At 34.1% G+C, this 14264-nt stretch carries 13 protein-coding genes and 1 pseudogene; 6 read left to right on the plus strand and 8 right to left on the minus strand.

Translation table 11 applies throughout. The annotated features are described in order from the left end of the window. A pseudogene (locus Q0A18_RS04445) lies at nt 1-216 on the minus strand (hypothetical protein); the annotation flags it as partial. 114 nt (nt 217-330) lie between these two features. On the opposite strand from Q0A18_RS04445, the gene Q0A18_RS04450 reads away from it, so the two are divergent. Genes Q0A18_RS04450 through Q0A18_RS04470 form a run of 5 tightly spaced genes read left to right on the plus strand, consistent with a single transcriptional unit; the run spans nt 331 to nt 5255 of the window. After that, on the plus strand, nt 331-2061 hold the full coding sequence (locus Q0A18_RS04450; protein ID WP_292008968.1) for a glycoside hydrolase family 3 protein: 1731 nt from the start codon (nt 331-333) through the stop codon (nt 2059-2061). 11 nt (nt 2062-2072) lie between these two features. Continuing rightward, entirely contained in the window at nt 2073-3221 is a 1149-nt protein-coding gene (bshA, locus tag Q0A18_RS04455; protein ID WP_292008969.1) for an N-acetyl-alpha-D-glucosaminyl L-malate synthase BshA, read from the plus strand. Nucleotides 3222-3251: 30 nt separating this feature from the next. Further along, nucleotides 3252-4517, plus strand: coding sequence for a DUF2851 family protein (locus tag Q0A18_RS04460; protein WP_292008970.1), 1266 nt, complete (start codon nt 3252-3254; stop codon nt 4515-4517). A gap of 1 nt (nt 4518) precedes the next feature. Next, complete coding sequence (locus Q0A18_RS04465) at nt 4519-4740, plus strand: PspC family transcriptional regulator (protein ID WP_101240658.1); 222 nt, start codon at nt 4519-4521, stop codon at nt 4738-4740. Between the two features lie 2 nt (nt 4741-4742). Continuing rightward, a complete protein-coding gene (locus Q0A18_RS04470) occupies nt 4743-5255 on the plus strand; it encodes an N-acetyltransferase (protein WP_292008971.1) in 513 nt (170 codons plus the stop codon). Between the two features lie 70 nt (nt 5256-5325). On the opposite strand, the gene Q0A18_RS04475 is transcribed toward Q0A18_RS04470, so the two are convergent. From Q0A18_RS04475 to Q0A18_RS04485, 3 genes are read right to left on the minus strand one after another with little or no spacing between them, the layout of a single operon-like run. Continuing rightward, the gene (locus tag Q0A18_RS04475; protein ID WP_292008972.1) at nt 5326-6060 is read right to left on the minus strand and encodes an SIMPL domain-containing protein; all 735 of its coding nucleotides are present in this window, start codon (nt 6058-6060) and stop codon (nt 5326-5328) included. A 39-nt stretch (nt 6061-6099) separates the two neighbouring features. Continuing rightward, complete coding sequence (locus Q0A18_RS04480) at nt 6100-6843, minus strand: carboxypeptidase regulatory-like domain-containing protein (protein ID WP_292008973.1); 744 nt, start codon at nt 6841-6843, stop codon at nt 6100-6102. 58 nt (nt 6844-6901) lie between these two features. Beyond that, nucleotides 6902-7651 (minus strand): carboxypeptidase-like regulatory domain-containing protein, encoded by a 750-nt coding sequence (locus tag Q0A18_RS04485; protein WP_292008974.1) that lies wholly within the window; start codon nt 7649-7651, stop codon nt 6902-6904. Nucleotides 7652-7812: 161 nt separating this feature from the next. Here Q0A18_RS04485 and Q0A18_RS04490 point away from each other — a divergent pair, with 161 nt between their 5' ends. After that, nucleotides 7813-10953: a UvrD-helicase domain-containing protein gene (locus tag Q0A18_RS04490; protein WP_292008975.1), complete on the plus strand. Its 3141-nt coding sequence runs from the start codon at nt 7813-7815 to the stop codon at nt 10951-10953. A 57-nt stretch (nt 10954-11010) separates the two neighbouring features. Here Q0A18_RS04490 and Q0A18_RS04495 read toward each other — a convergent pair whose 3' ends face one another. From Q0A18_RS04495 to Q0A18_RS04510, 4 genes are all read right to left on the minus strand, one after another. Continuing rightward, nucleotides 11011-11784, minus strand: coding sequence for a hypothetical protein (locus Q0A18_RS04495; protein WP_292008976.1), 774 nt, complete (start codon nt 11782-11784; stop codon nt 11011-11013). 186 nt (nt 11785-11970) lie between these two features. Next, on the minus strand, nt 11971-12480 hold the full coding sequence (locus Q0A18_RS04500; protein ID WP_292008977.1) for a ferritin: 510 nt from the start codon (nt 12478-12480) through the stop codon (nt 11971-11973). Between the two features lie 125 nt (nt 12481-12605). Continuing rightward, nucleotides 12606-13067, minus strand: a complete 462-nt coding sequence (locus Q0A18_RS04505) for a hypothetical protein (RefSeq protein ID WP_292008978.1) — start codon at nt 13065-13067, stop codon at nt 12606-12608. Nucleotides 13068-13237: 170 nt separating this feature from the next. Beyond that, entirely contained in the window at nt 13238-14236 is a 999-nt protein-coding gene (locus tag Q0A18_RS04510; protein ID WP_292008979.1) for a hypothetical protein, read from the minus strand. Nucleotides 14237-14264 lie beyond the last annotated feature (28 nt).

The raw sequence follows: 14264 nt of genomic DNA on the forward strand, positions 1-14264 counted from the left end.
AATAAGAACCATATCTGACTCCACTAAGGCACTTTTGAATTCTTTATTATATACATATTCGTAATCAGTATTTTTGGTAAAAACAGCATTATTGATATCATATGCTACAGGATAAGTATCTGAGCCTTGCTGCACAATCACATCATCATTACTATCACAGCTATAAATAAAAAAGCTTACGAAAGCCATAAGAAAAAAGGGAAGTAGTTTTTTCATTTTCACAAAAGTTTAGTTGTTATTCAATAAGCATATTCAAAACATATACCAAAAAATCAAAAAACATTTTTTATCATGATTTTTTTAATCGTATTTTTGTTCATATTCAAAATTATGAGCAAAATAATTTATACCTCCCTCTTCATATTTTCATTAATCAGCACAAAATTCTCTGCACAGTATCAGCCTAAGAGTATGAGTCCATCTGATCTTAATAAAGCTCATGAGTGGGTTAACAAAACCTACAATTCTCTTTCACAAGATGAGAAGCTGGGACAATTGTTCATTATTGCATTATATACTAATAAAGGCGAAGGCTACATTAATGAGGTAAGAAATATTGTTTTAAAAGATAAAATCGGAGGTTTGATTCTTATGCAGGATGATGCTGCCAGAGAAATTAATCTGGTTAACGAATTCCAGCAAAAATCAAAAGTGCCATTAATAATAGGGATGGACGCTGAATGGGGATTGTATCAACGAATTGCTACAGCACATAAATTTCCATGGGCTATTACTTTGGGAGCCATCCAGGACAAAAGCCTTATTCATCAAATGTCTGCCAAAATAGCAGAAGATTGTAAAAGAATGGGGATCAACTGGGATTTTGCCCCGGTGGTAGATGTCAATACCAATCCCAATAATCCTATTATCGGTAATAGAAGTTTCGGTTCTGAAGTTCCCAATGTTATTAGTTCTGCATTAGCTTATTCCAACGGATTGCAGGATAATAATATACTGGCTGCCATCAAGCACTTTCCCGGACATGGAGATACCAATACGGATTCTCATTTAGATTTACCGGTTGTATCACATAAGATAGACCGATTGAATGCTGTGGAGCTGGCACCGTTCAAAGCATTAATGAATAAAGGAATAGGAGGAGTAATGGTAGCCCACCTTTATGTTCCAAACCTCGAATCAGGAAAAGGGATTCCTGCTTCGGTTTCAAAAAACATTATCACCGGATTATTAAAAGAAAACCTGGGATATAAAGGTCTTATCATAACAGATGCTTTAAATATGGGAGCTGTTGCTAACAAATACAAGCCCGGTGAACTTGATGCCATGGCCTTTGAAGCCGGAAATGACATCATGTTATTTTCTCAGGGAGTGGCAGAAGGAAAAAGGCTCATTCAAAATGCTATAGAAAATGGGAAAATTCCTCAATCCAGAGTAGAGGAAAGCGTAAAGAAAATTTTATTGACAAAATATTTTCTGGGACTTGATTCTTACACTCCACGAAATCCTCAAAATATCAATAATGACCTTAATAATGATTCTCATAAAGCATTGGTTCAGAATCTTTATTCAAATGCTTTAACATTATTAAAAGACGATAAAAAACTGCTTCCCCTTAGGAAAGATGAAACCATTTATTATGTTCCTCTGGAAGAAGCTCCCTTTCAAACTTTTGCCGATCGGCTAGGTTCAAAGGTGATCCTAAAAAAAGCAGATGAGATTAATACGATTCCTGCCAACTCTACAGTAATTGTAGGATTTCATAAAGATAATTCAACAGCATATAAACCTTATAAAATCTCAGATGCTTCCAAAAAAGTATTAGCTAATCTGAGCAAAAATCAAAATATCATCTTAAATGTTTTCGGAAGTGCTTATGCATTAAAAGACATCAATATCTCCAATATCTCTACGGTGCTGATCTCTTATGAGAACAACGACGATTCGATGAATGCAACTGCTGATGCACTTCAGGGAAAAACTAAAATCTGGGGAAGGCTTCCGGTTTTGGTTAATGATAATTTAAAGGCCGGAATGGGAATGGATCTTGAAGCAACTGATTCATCTTCTAATCCGGTTATATTTACAACAACATCAAAATAGAAAATACTATAATGAAAATAGGTATCCTTTGCTATCCTACCTATGGAGGAAGCGGAATAGTAGCAACAGAGCTTGGAATGTCCTTGGCCAATAAAGGCTATGAAGTACATTTTATAAGCAATGCTCTTCCTGCAAGATTAGATATTACCAACCCTAATATTTTCTTTCACCGGGTAAATGTCCAGACCTATCCGCTTTTTCAGTATCAGCCTTATGATATTGCACTAAGCTCGATGATCTACCGTGTGGTTAATTTATATAAGCTTGATCTTCTTCACGCACATTATGCCATCCCTTATGCATATGCTGCATTTACAGCAAAACAAATGCTTAAAGAAGACAATAATGACGTTCCCCTGGTAACCACTCTCCACGGAACAGATATCACATTGGTTGGTCAACATCCAAGTTATAAACACGCTGTTGAATTCTCCATTAATCAGTCTGACACCATTACTTCTGTTTCGGAAAGCTTAAAAAGGGATACACTCCAGTTTTTCAAAATAAAAAAGGATATTCAGGTAATTACCAATTTTATAGATAATTCAGAATTCGATGACTGTACAGAATGTCAAAGAACCCAATTTGCGGATCCTGATGAAAAAATATTAATTCACGTATCCAACCTCAGACCGGTTAAGCGTGTGGATGAAGTACTTCAGATATTTAAAAATGTTCAGAAAAAGGTAAAATCCAAACTGATTATCATCGGAGAAGGACCTGATATGGAGAAAATCAATCAGTTCTTAGAAGAGAATCCTGAACTGATTTCCAAGATACGCTTACTAGGAAAGGTTAATGATTTATATAAAATATTACAATTATCTGATGTTTTCCTTCTTCCTTCTGAGCAGGAAAGTTTCGGATTAGCAGCTTTAGAAGCAATGGCCGCTTACACACCCGTTATCAGCTCCAATGCCGGAGGAATTCCCGAGGTGAATATTCAGGGGGAAACCGGATATTTGGCCGAAATCGGAAATGTAGAGGCTATGAGTAATTATACTATCAAATTATTAAGCAACGATGATCTTTTAGTCCGAATGAAGCAAAATGCCAAAGAGCAGGCCGTTAAATTCGATCTTAAAAATGTTCTTCCGGTCTACGAAGAAATGTATAAGACCACTATTGAAAATTTTAAAAAAGAAGTGTCTAAGGTATAATATATTCTATTATATTTGCCTTAAACACCTATGACAGAAAAATTACTTCAATATCTTTGGAACTTTAAAGTTTTCAAAAATTTTGACTTCAAGGATATTGAAGGAAATCCGGTTGAAATCTTAGATTCCGGGCAATGGAATACCAATGCAGGACCTGATTTTCTAACGGCTAAAATCAGGATAAAAGGAATTATTTTAGCAGGTAATATTGAATTACACTTAAAATCTTCCGACTGGATCTTCCACAATCATTCCCAAGACCCTAATTATCAAAACATCATCCTTCATGTTGTTTATCATCATGATGTAGAAATTCCGGAATTCAATCTTAGCCAAATTCCAACACTGGAGCTCAAAAATCATATTGATGAAAACAAATTGGAAAGCTATAAGTATTGGACAGAAGAGCATCAATTCATCAGCTGTGAAAAAATTTTCACTATTGATAAGGTTCCTTCTAACTTCCATGAAAAGAATCTCCTGAAAAAGCTTAATGAGAAAACCACCCAATTGGAAAATAGCTTACAGCAGTATAAAAATGATTTTGAAGCAGTCCTTTTCCATAATCTTGCCTATTCTTTTGGTTTAAAAGTGAATGCTTCTCTATTCAGACTTATTGCAGAAAGTATAGATTTTAAAGTGATTAATAAAATCCGTCAGAATCATATGCAACTGGAAGCTTTATTATTCGGTCTCTCGGGTTGGCTGGAAAACCCGGTAGATGAACAAACACAATTATGGAAAAAAGAATTTGAGTTTATTAAAATAAAGTTTAATCTTCCCGATCTGCAGTTTCATCCTAAATTTTTAAGGTTACGCCCTCCCAACTTCCCTACCATCCGTCTATCTCAGCTCGCCCATCTTTATTCCTCCCACCAAAATTTATTTTCAAAACTGGTTCTGGCCAATGACTTCACCGAACTGATGAATATTTTTAAAGATATCCATGCTTCAGAATATTGGAATACCCGTTTTACTTTTGGGAAAATATCTGAAGTTGATCAGACTAAAACCATAAGCAGAGAATTTATTGAACTGCTCTTATTAAATACTATTCTTCCTGTAAAATATGTTTATCATCAATACCATAATGAAGATGTTATGGATGCTATTTTACAAGTTTACCGTGAACTGCCTCCGGAAAAAAATACTGTCATCAATCAATGGAAAAAACTGGGAATGATTCCTCAGAACGCGTTAGAAAGCCAAAGCCTTATTTATCATAATAAAAACTATTGTGAACAAAAAAATTGCTTAAATTGCGATATTGGTTTTAGACTTTTAAAAGAGAAATAAAATGTTTGACAATATTCGCCATAAAATGGAAAGGGAATGGTTTGGTGTCTTAACAAGAATGGGAGCTAAACTGGGAATTCCTGTATCGAGACTAAGAATCTTTTTCATTTATTCCACTTTTGCTACCGCTGGATTTTTCTTCCTGATCTATCTGGGATTGGCGTTTACATTATGGATTAAAGATATTTTTATTACAAGAAGGCCTAGTGTTTTTGATTTATAATTATGGAGTTTTTACCTATTACCTCATCAGATCATTATCTGGTACAGAATATTTACGATTCTTATTCCACCACTTTCCCGGAAAGTGAAAGGAGAGATGATGAGCAATTTATTGAATTATTTTCTAATCCCTATGTAAAAGTAATTTCAGTTTTAAATGGATCCCAATCTATCGGATATCTCATTTTATGGGAACTGAGTAATTATATCTTCGTAGAACATTTTGAGGTTTTTGAAGCATTCCGAAGCCAGAAACTGGGTTCTCATATTACAGGTTATTTATTCAGAAATTATCCTCGTATTATTTTAGAAATAGAGCCGGAACATTTGGGAGAAGATGCAAAAAGACGCTATTCATTTTATCAGAAAAATGGTTTTAAGCTCATTGATGAAATGTATGTGCAGCCAAGCTATGGAGAAGGGAAAAAGCCACTCGATCTCTGGCTATTGGCAAACTACACACCTGATAACCTCACAGAGGTAAAGGATGAGATTTATGATATTGTTTATCATTAGAATATAAAAAGCCGGGAAATAAATCCGGCTTTTTTACTTTACTGATTACACAGATATTCGTATTATATTTCTAATCGACTTCGTATTCCAGCTTGATGGTAATACTTGCCTCTTTCTCTTTAGATGAAGTATTAAAGGTCCCTCCATAGGAATAATCTTCATTGGAATTAGGTGCCGTAATCTGTATTACTCCCATACTTGCTTTTTTCAGGTTTCCTAAATGGCTTCCTGAGTTTTCTGCAATTTTTTCAGCTCTTTCTTTGGCATCTTTAGTTGCATTGGCAATCATTTCCTGTTTTACACTGGCTAACTTTGTATAAAAATATTGAGGGGATGAGGAAGTAAACTCTACTCCACGGTTAATAATCTCTGTAATATTTCTGGAAAGGTTCTCAATCTTTGCAACTTCTTTACTTTCTATGGAGACCTTTTGGGTAAGGTTATAACCTGAAAATTCTCCCTGAACATAGTTCCCGTTACTATCATTATAACTTCTGAACTGTTTCTGGATATCCACTGCCGAAAAGACAATCTCATTTTGTTTTATTCCTTTTGAAATAAGATAATCATTAATAATCTTCCTATCCAATGCCAGCTCATCGTATGCTGACTTCAGATCGATATTATTTTTGGAAAAACTCCCTGACCATGTAATAAGGTCAGAGGTAAACTGCTTAGTTCCCAAGCCTGTTACTGAAATTGTATTTTCAAATTTATTCCTGTTTTTAATAGCATTTCCTAAAAATGCCAGCCCTATGATAAACCCCAGGGCAGCAATGGTTATTGCAATAATAGTTTTACTCATGTTTTGTGAATTAATTTGGTGGAATCAATCCATCAATTTCTATTCCGAACTGTGGCCTCCTTTAGACTTTAACCTTTCTACATAAGGAGGTATTGTATCTTCCAGGCTTAGGAGTACTCCGGATAAGTTTTTCGCTTTTACATACGTCCGCACGTGAGGTTTTGTCGTAAAGGAAAATTCCAGAAATTCAGATATTCTTTCTTTAGGAATTCCATTTTCTGTAAAATAGAATTCTTCTACCCGACTTTTAATCCACATGATATCAGACTGAAGATCATCGTATTTATATTTTCGTTTTTGTCTTCTGGCCTTACCGCTTATCAGATCATAAGCCCCTTGAACATCCAGGTGCCCTACGAGAATAGGTAAGAGCACCTGCTTTACCTCCGCAGGTTTTTCACGCATCTTGCCTACAGGCTGAGGAAGTCCCACTGCCTGCTGTATAATTTCCCCTTTATTTACTTTGGCGACAAGTTTGGAGTCTTTACTTAAATCACCGCTAAGCTTCTGATGTAATTTAACTTCCTCAATATCTTCAGGAATCTTCACTAGTGTAATAAACAGCATAGAATTAAGTCCATTTCCGGGAACTCTTCGGGAAACTCTTTCGTATCCGGCTTTTACAAACCGTAATTCATCATTGAAAGAGGCTTCAATGGAAAACTGTCCGGAACTATTAGTCGTTACCTTCTCATTGGTAGACATATTAACAATAGTAACCACTCCAAGACTGATTTTATTATCATCCGTAACTTCACCCGTAACTTTTATCTGGGAAAACATATAAGAAAATATAAAATATGGCATTATAGAGAGCACTTTTCTCAATATGTCCATATAATTATTTTTGAGTTTGAGGTGCTCTATAGGACGCTATCCTCGTTAAAACCGCCCTTTGAAACCTTATCAGATCTGCATCGCTGCAATACCCGTATTTCAATATATTTTTTCTTTCAAATCCACCTGCAAAAACATAGTATATAAAATTCTGAATCAAAGGCTTATCTATTTGTAAATCAGTAAAATATTTTTCTCCAAGATGGGCTATAAGATAGTTCATAAAGTCTACATCATCCCATTTATTCTTGACTTTACCAAGCGTAAATATTCCTTTGGTAACAGGCTGTACAAACTCTCCGCCTCGTGGTGCCAGAATTCTGGGATCTGACTTTTTAGCCATATATTGATCCATATCACTCAAGAGCTTTTTTACTTTATCAGATTTATCGACACTCTTGGCATCTATTTTCAAATCACCTGTAAGCCCTTTCTTTATCTGAACTTCTGCAATATCTTGAGCTGCTCTCACTAATATTACATTAACTGATCCCGCTATATTCTCTTTTGTAATCTTTTTACTGGTACGTTCATAGCCTAGTTTAATAAAACGAAGTTCATCACCTACCCTTCCTGAGACCATAAAGTGCCCATCACGGTTTGTGGAAACCCGTTCATCTGTTCTGATATTGATTACGGTAACTCCTGCGATCTCTGTATTTTCTTCAGAAGTCACTTTTCCGAAAATATATTCTTGAGCATAGGTGTCGACAAAAAAGAGGGAGCAAATTAAAAAGAATAGTTTAAGTTTCACAGGCTATAATTTTAAGACAAAACTAAAAATATTTTTAAATTAATTCACAAGTTTAACCACACTTAACGCGTTTTAGCATTTATTTTAGATTTTCACTATTCCAATTTGTCGACTTTTCACTTAAATTTTAATTAACTTGCCATTTAAATTTCTCGGATACAATGCAAAATTCTTATACAGTCATTAATGCTTCTGCGGGGTCAGGAAAGACCTACGCACTGGTACAGAGACTTTTAATGATCTGCCTTCGCTATCCTAACCAGCAACAAACCATAAGGAATATACTGGCTCTGACTTTTACCAATAAAGCAGCCAATGAAATGAAGGAAAGGATATTGACCTGGCTGGGGAATTTTTCTTCTGATAATTATGCTGAGAACACCGACCTTAAAAACATCCAAAAAGCATTTGGGGAGGAAGGCATAAAAATAACACTGGATGAATTACACTTCCGGTCTAAAAAATTACTGGATTACATTCTTCATAACTATTCCACACTCAATATTGGAACTATCGACCGTTTCAATTCCAGATTGGTAAGAAGTTTTTCTTATGAATTAGGGTTAGCCAAAAATTTCAACCTCGAAATCGAAGCGGAACCTTTCCTGATTGAAGCTGTTGATAAAATGCTGGACCAAATCGGAGAAAATGAAGCTATTTCTCATTCTTTTATGGATTATGTAGATTATAATCTGGAAAATAATGAGAGAATTAATCTTAATAAAAACCTGTATGATTCTGCAAAGGAGTTTGTAAAAGATATTCATTATGAACATCTGAAGGATAATAAAGGCTTTGATGAGAATCATTACGAAAACATTAAAAATACTATCCGGAAGGAAATTATTTTTAATAAAAAACAATCGCTTGCCATAGCCACCCAATCCATTGAGCTGTTTAAATCCAGAAACATAGAAGTAGAAGATTTTGCCCAGGGAAAAAACGGAATCGGAGGTTTCTTCACTAAAGTTCTGGATTTCTACCAGCAAAAAAGACCGGGTTTTCCTTTTCCTACGTCTCAGGAAGAAGCAGTTATAAATAATTACAGAAAAGGTGCTTCTTCAAAATCTAAAAGTAAAGAACCTGAAATTTTTGAAATTCTCGATCAGCTTTTAGAAAATAGAATGCAGCTTATTGTACTGTACATCGAAACACAGAAAAAGGAAAAAATACTTTCAGCCCTTCTCCCGTTAAAAGTAAATAAAGATATACAGGATGAGCTCAAAAAGATCGAAGAAGAAAATGATCTTGTACTGCTCTCAAAATTCAATATCCTGATCAATGAAAACCTCAAAAATGAACCATCTGCCTTCATTTATGAGAAAGTGGGCTCTCAGTTCCAGCATTACTTTTTCGATGAATTTCAGGACACTTCTGAGCTTCAGTGGCAAAATTTTATTCCTCTGAGGGATCATAGTGTATCCACAGAAAATACTTCTTTTACATTGGTGGGAGACCCTAAACAGAGTATTTACCGATTCAGAGGTGGAGAAAGCAAGCTCATGCTCGATATCATTAATAAAAAGGAACTCTCTCCCAAAGAAGCAGATTTATTGGTTTTAAAAGATAATTGGAGAAGTGCAAAAAATATCGTTCAGTTTAATAATGAACTCTATCGGTATCATTCTGAAACTTTAGAAGAAGAGCATAAGGCTATTTTTGGAATGGATGCCGAGCAGAATCCCAGGTCATCTATTGAGGGAAGAGTAAAAGTTAATCTTATTGAAAACCTTACTAACGAGGATTTCTACAATGACACTTCCGAAAGTATGCAAAGGGATATTCAGGAATGCTTGGATAATGGCTTTTCATTCTCTGATATCACCATCCTTTGTAGAGGAAATTTTGATATTTTCAGCTATTCCCAAAAATTGGGAAACCTTAAAGTCAATTACCTGGGTGAAGAAACAAATATTAAAACCATTTCAGAAAAAGGGCTTACCTTAGAACTATCTCATACTTTGCAGGCTGTCATTGAATTTTTAAATTGGGAAATCAATCCGAAAAGTAAGCCGAATCTGATTATGATGATGTATTATCTTAACAGACTGGGACGAATCCATATGCTGGATTTCACATGGGAAATGGATGAAATCCTAAGTATAGAAGCACATGAGGAAATTATAGAGTTTATCAAATCCCGGTATCAGTTACACCTGAAACAGGATAGCTTCCCTAAATTCAATCTATACAATTTTGTAGAATATTATATCAATGAATTTTCTGTAGAAAACAAAGAAACCGATTTCCTGTTGAATTTTTTGGAAATGCTTTTCAATTTTACTCAAAATGCGGGTGCCAGCGTTAAAGAATTTCTGAAATACTGGAACGAAGAAGCTTCGGGATATACTATTCAGGCCTCTGAAAATATTGATGCCATCCAGATCATGACCATTCATAAAGCGAAAGGGTTGGAATTTCCCATTGTTTTCATTCCCATGATGAACAAAAACCGTGATAATGAATTTACCAACTGGTTTGAAACGAATAATGATGAGGCTTTGAAATCTGTTAATATCAATCAGTTCAGTAAAAACCTAGAGGTATATGATGAGGAAATACGAAAATTTAACCAGCAAAATTCATATAAAAATTTTATCGACAGGCTATGCCTTCAATATGTAGCCACTACCCGACCTGTTGAACAATTATTTTTCTTTATTCAGAAAGCCAATAAAACCTCTAACAATCTAGAACTTTTAGACTTTCTTCAATCCAGAAATCCGGAGAATAAAGATGAATTTGATCTTTATGAAGTAAAACCTGAAACATTATTAAAGCATTCCAAAAGTAAAACCTCTTCTTTTCAGACCAGGGATATTCAGAATCTGAAAAACATCAATGAGAAAAATACTTCGATTAAAATTGCCACTCCTTCCAAAAACTATCAGGTAAGAAATGAAAAAGTGAGAACCGGTATTTTTGTTCACGAACTCCTATCTAAAATCAATACTGAAAAGGATATTCAGAAAGTTTTGGGCAGCTATGTTCTGGAGGGACAGATTACTCTGGAAGAAAAAGAAGAGATCAGCTCTATATTAAAAGGTATCATTACAACTTATTCGGATTTCTTTGATGAGAAATGGGAAGTTATCAATGAGCAGGATATTATGATCTCTACAAATGGAGAAAGTAAAGTTTATCGTCCCGACCGCATCTTAAAAAATGGGGAAGATTATATTATTATAGATTTTAAAACAGGAGAGGCTTCTGAAAAACATGAAGTTCAGATTGAAACTTATAAAAGGGTATTGGAAAGTCTTGGTAAAAAGGTGATTACCACACAGCTTATTTATTTATAAAAAATCACCCTAATTTATTTTAGAATGATTTTATATTTTGAAAATTTATAGAAAAACTTAGTCTTTCAGACTTTTTAACTTTTCTATTTCTTTATTTTGCTCAGAGATTTCTTTTTTAAGCTCTATAGTATATAAAGTGAGTTCTTCAATTTTTTGTAATAACAAATTGGTAACCTCCCCTACATTTAAACCTTCTTTCTGAATTGTTTTTGCTGAAGGTATTCCCGGTAAATGATTATTGTCTTTCGTAAATGTTTCTACCTCTTCCAATGACAGCATTTTATACTGAGGATTTAAAGAGGACTTTCCTGTATAATACTTTTCAAACACATAATCAGCAGGGACGCTCAAATCCACTTTAACTTCTTTTGCATGTATTTTACCATTCACTGTTAATTCCGAATCAGGAGTAGTCGAATTTATTCCTACATATCCATTATTCAGAATAGTCATTCTCGGCTTTCCATACCCTCTTGTAAACATTCGGATTCCATCATTTCCGGAAATCCAAAGTTCTGCGGAATAAGGACTGGGAACTGCTGCAATTCCATATTGTCCCATTGAAAATGTAGAAGAGCTTAAGTTGGGAACCTCTGTATTAGTAACCGAAAATCTTGCATCATCTCCGAAATTAACCATTGCATATCCTTCAGCCCAGATATCACCTCCCGCAATATGAAGTTTCCTTTTGGGTGTTGAAATTCCAATTCCTATATTTCCCGTGGTGGGATTGGTAGTAGCTCCTGTCACTGCTCCTGATGGAGTATAAATCTGAGCAGAAATTTCTATACAAGAAAATAATGTTATTATAAGTAAAAATTGTTTTTTCATACGCTTAATTTAAAATCAACCACTGAATTTTTTACAAAATTAATGCATAAAATCGAAAACAAACTAAAATCAACTACACAAATACACATCATAAAATATTTATTTACTAATACATACTTACATAAGTCATAAATAAATAAGGAGAACAATCATGTTCCCCTTTATATATGAAATTCTAATAAAAGTTTAAGCTTCCTCATCCGCAGTAAATACTCTTTGAGCCAATTCCTGATCAAAAAGGTATAATGCAGAAGGATTATCGCTGACCATCTTGATTTTAGTAACCAACTGAGAAGCACTTGATTCTTCTTCTACCTGTTCATTGATAAACCACTGCAAGAAAGAAGTTGTTGCAAAATCACCTTCATCATTTGCATTCTTCACAATATTAAAGATACTTTTTGTTACTATTTTTTCATGTTCCAATGCTTTTTCAAAAATTTCTATTGCATCTTTAAATACATGAGGGGGTTTTGGAATTTCTCCTATAATAATTTCTCCGCCTACATCATCTAAATAGTCAAACATTTTGTCAGCATGCATTAATTCTTCTTTGCTTTGTACTCTGAAATAATTCGCAATTCCATCCAGATCCTTTGCAGAAAACCACGCAGACATAGAAAGATAATATTGCGCAGCATATTGTTCATTAGCAATCTGTTCGTTAATCAATTGTGCTATTTTTTCGCTTACCATAATAAAAAGTTAATATCCAAAATTAAGGAAATAAATATCCAATCTCAAAACTTTAATGAAATTTAATAAAAAAGAGCGAATTCGTTTCGCTCTTTTTCACATTAAAAAATCAAAATTATAAACTATTATTTAGTCTGCTCAGAAGATGTTCCCTGCATTTGCTTTTTCATTCCCTTTCCTCCTTTTCCTTTCATATCTCCTTTTTTTTGTTCCATTTTGGATTTTCTGTCAGCCTGCCATTTGTTATATTGCTCCGTAGACAATATTTTCTTCATATCAGCATCCATCTGTTCTCTTTTCTGCTTCATTTTATCCATATCTGCTTGTCTTTTCGCTTTATTCTGTTCGAATTCGGCTTTCATTTCAGCATCTCTTTTTTCATGAAGTGCTTTGATCTGTGAAACCTGAGATTGGTTTAAGTTAAGATCTTTCTGCATCTGCGCTAAATGTTCCTGCTGTTTTTGTTGTCTTTTCTGTTGCATTTCAGCTCTTTTTGCTTCTCGGTCTTTATCTTGCGATGGGGTTTGCTGAGCCATTACAAAACTTCCCATTCCCATAAACGCTATGGCTAAAACTAATTTTTTCATCTTTAAAAATATTTAAATAATTGTTATACATCTTTTTGATACCAAAATAAATAACAAGTTAAATGGGAATATTCATAAAAAATGTTAATTTTTATTATTGAAAACATAAAATAAAAAAAGAGCAGATAAATCTGCTCTTCACACCACTTAAAAATATAATATATGAAATATTAATTATTTGCTAATCTCTGTCTGAACCCAGAATTTCTGTTATCATTTCCGTTGTTCTCCCTTGAGTTTTTAATTCTCGGAGCAGAGTTTTCAGTTCTTTGCTGAGTTCTGTTATTCTCACTTCTAAATCCGCTATTACCATTATTGGTTCTAGGAGCTGCTTCTCTTCTTATTCCCTGATTTCCGTTATTTCTTATACCACTGTTATCAGCTGTTCCGTTTCTAAATCCGCTATTGTTGTTATTTCTAACATTATTATTACCGGAATTATTATTAGAACCTCGGAAACCTCCCTGATTATTGTTGTTATTATTTCTTACCCCATTATTAGACTGGTTGCGGAATCCTGAATCATTATTATTTCTAAATCCACCATTATTACCGGGTCTATTATTTCTTACAATATTATATGTCGGGTTGTTATTATGACTGAATTTATTTCTGTCTACCCTATAAATATTAATATTAACGTTTCTATAACGAGGCATTACACTATATCTTGGAGCGTAGTACGTTCTTCTGTAATTTTGGAAGTAAACGACAGGACTGCTTCCTCTGTAATAATTATTCTGGAAAACAATAAATAATCTAGGGCCCAGAATTCTTTCCATAGCATAATATCTGTCATAATACCATCTGTCCGGATTATATCTGTAATAGTTATTCCAAACACTAAAATTAGCATATAGCCCATTCAGCTGAATGATCTGATTAATCTGCCAATTGGATAATCTGTTTTGGCGAAAGAAGACATTCCAGTTAATTGAAACAATACTGTTTCTATAGTCGTTATAATAACTTTGGTAATATGAATTCGGATAATAATCCTGAGGGTAATTATAATAGTAATCATCTGGGAAATTATTTCCATACTGATCATTTCCATAATAGTCATTGCTATACCCTGAGCCATCGCCCCATCCGTTGTTATCCGGATATTGTTGAGCAAACGACATTGTCGCTAAGCCCATCGCTATTCCTAAAAGTATTTTTTTCATCGGTATAATCTTATCGGTTACATATAGT

The organism is Chryseobacterium sp., from assembly GCF_022712095.1.
Taxonomy (GTDB): Bacteria; Bacteroidota; Bacteroidia; order Flavobacteriales; family Weeksellaceae; genus Chryseobacterium.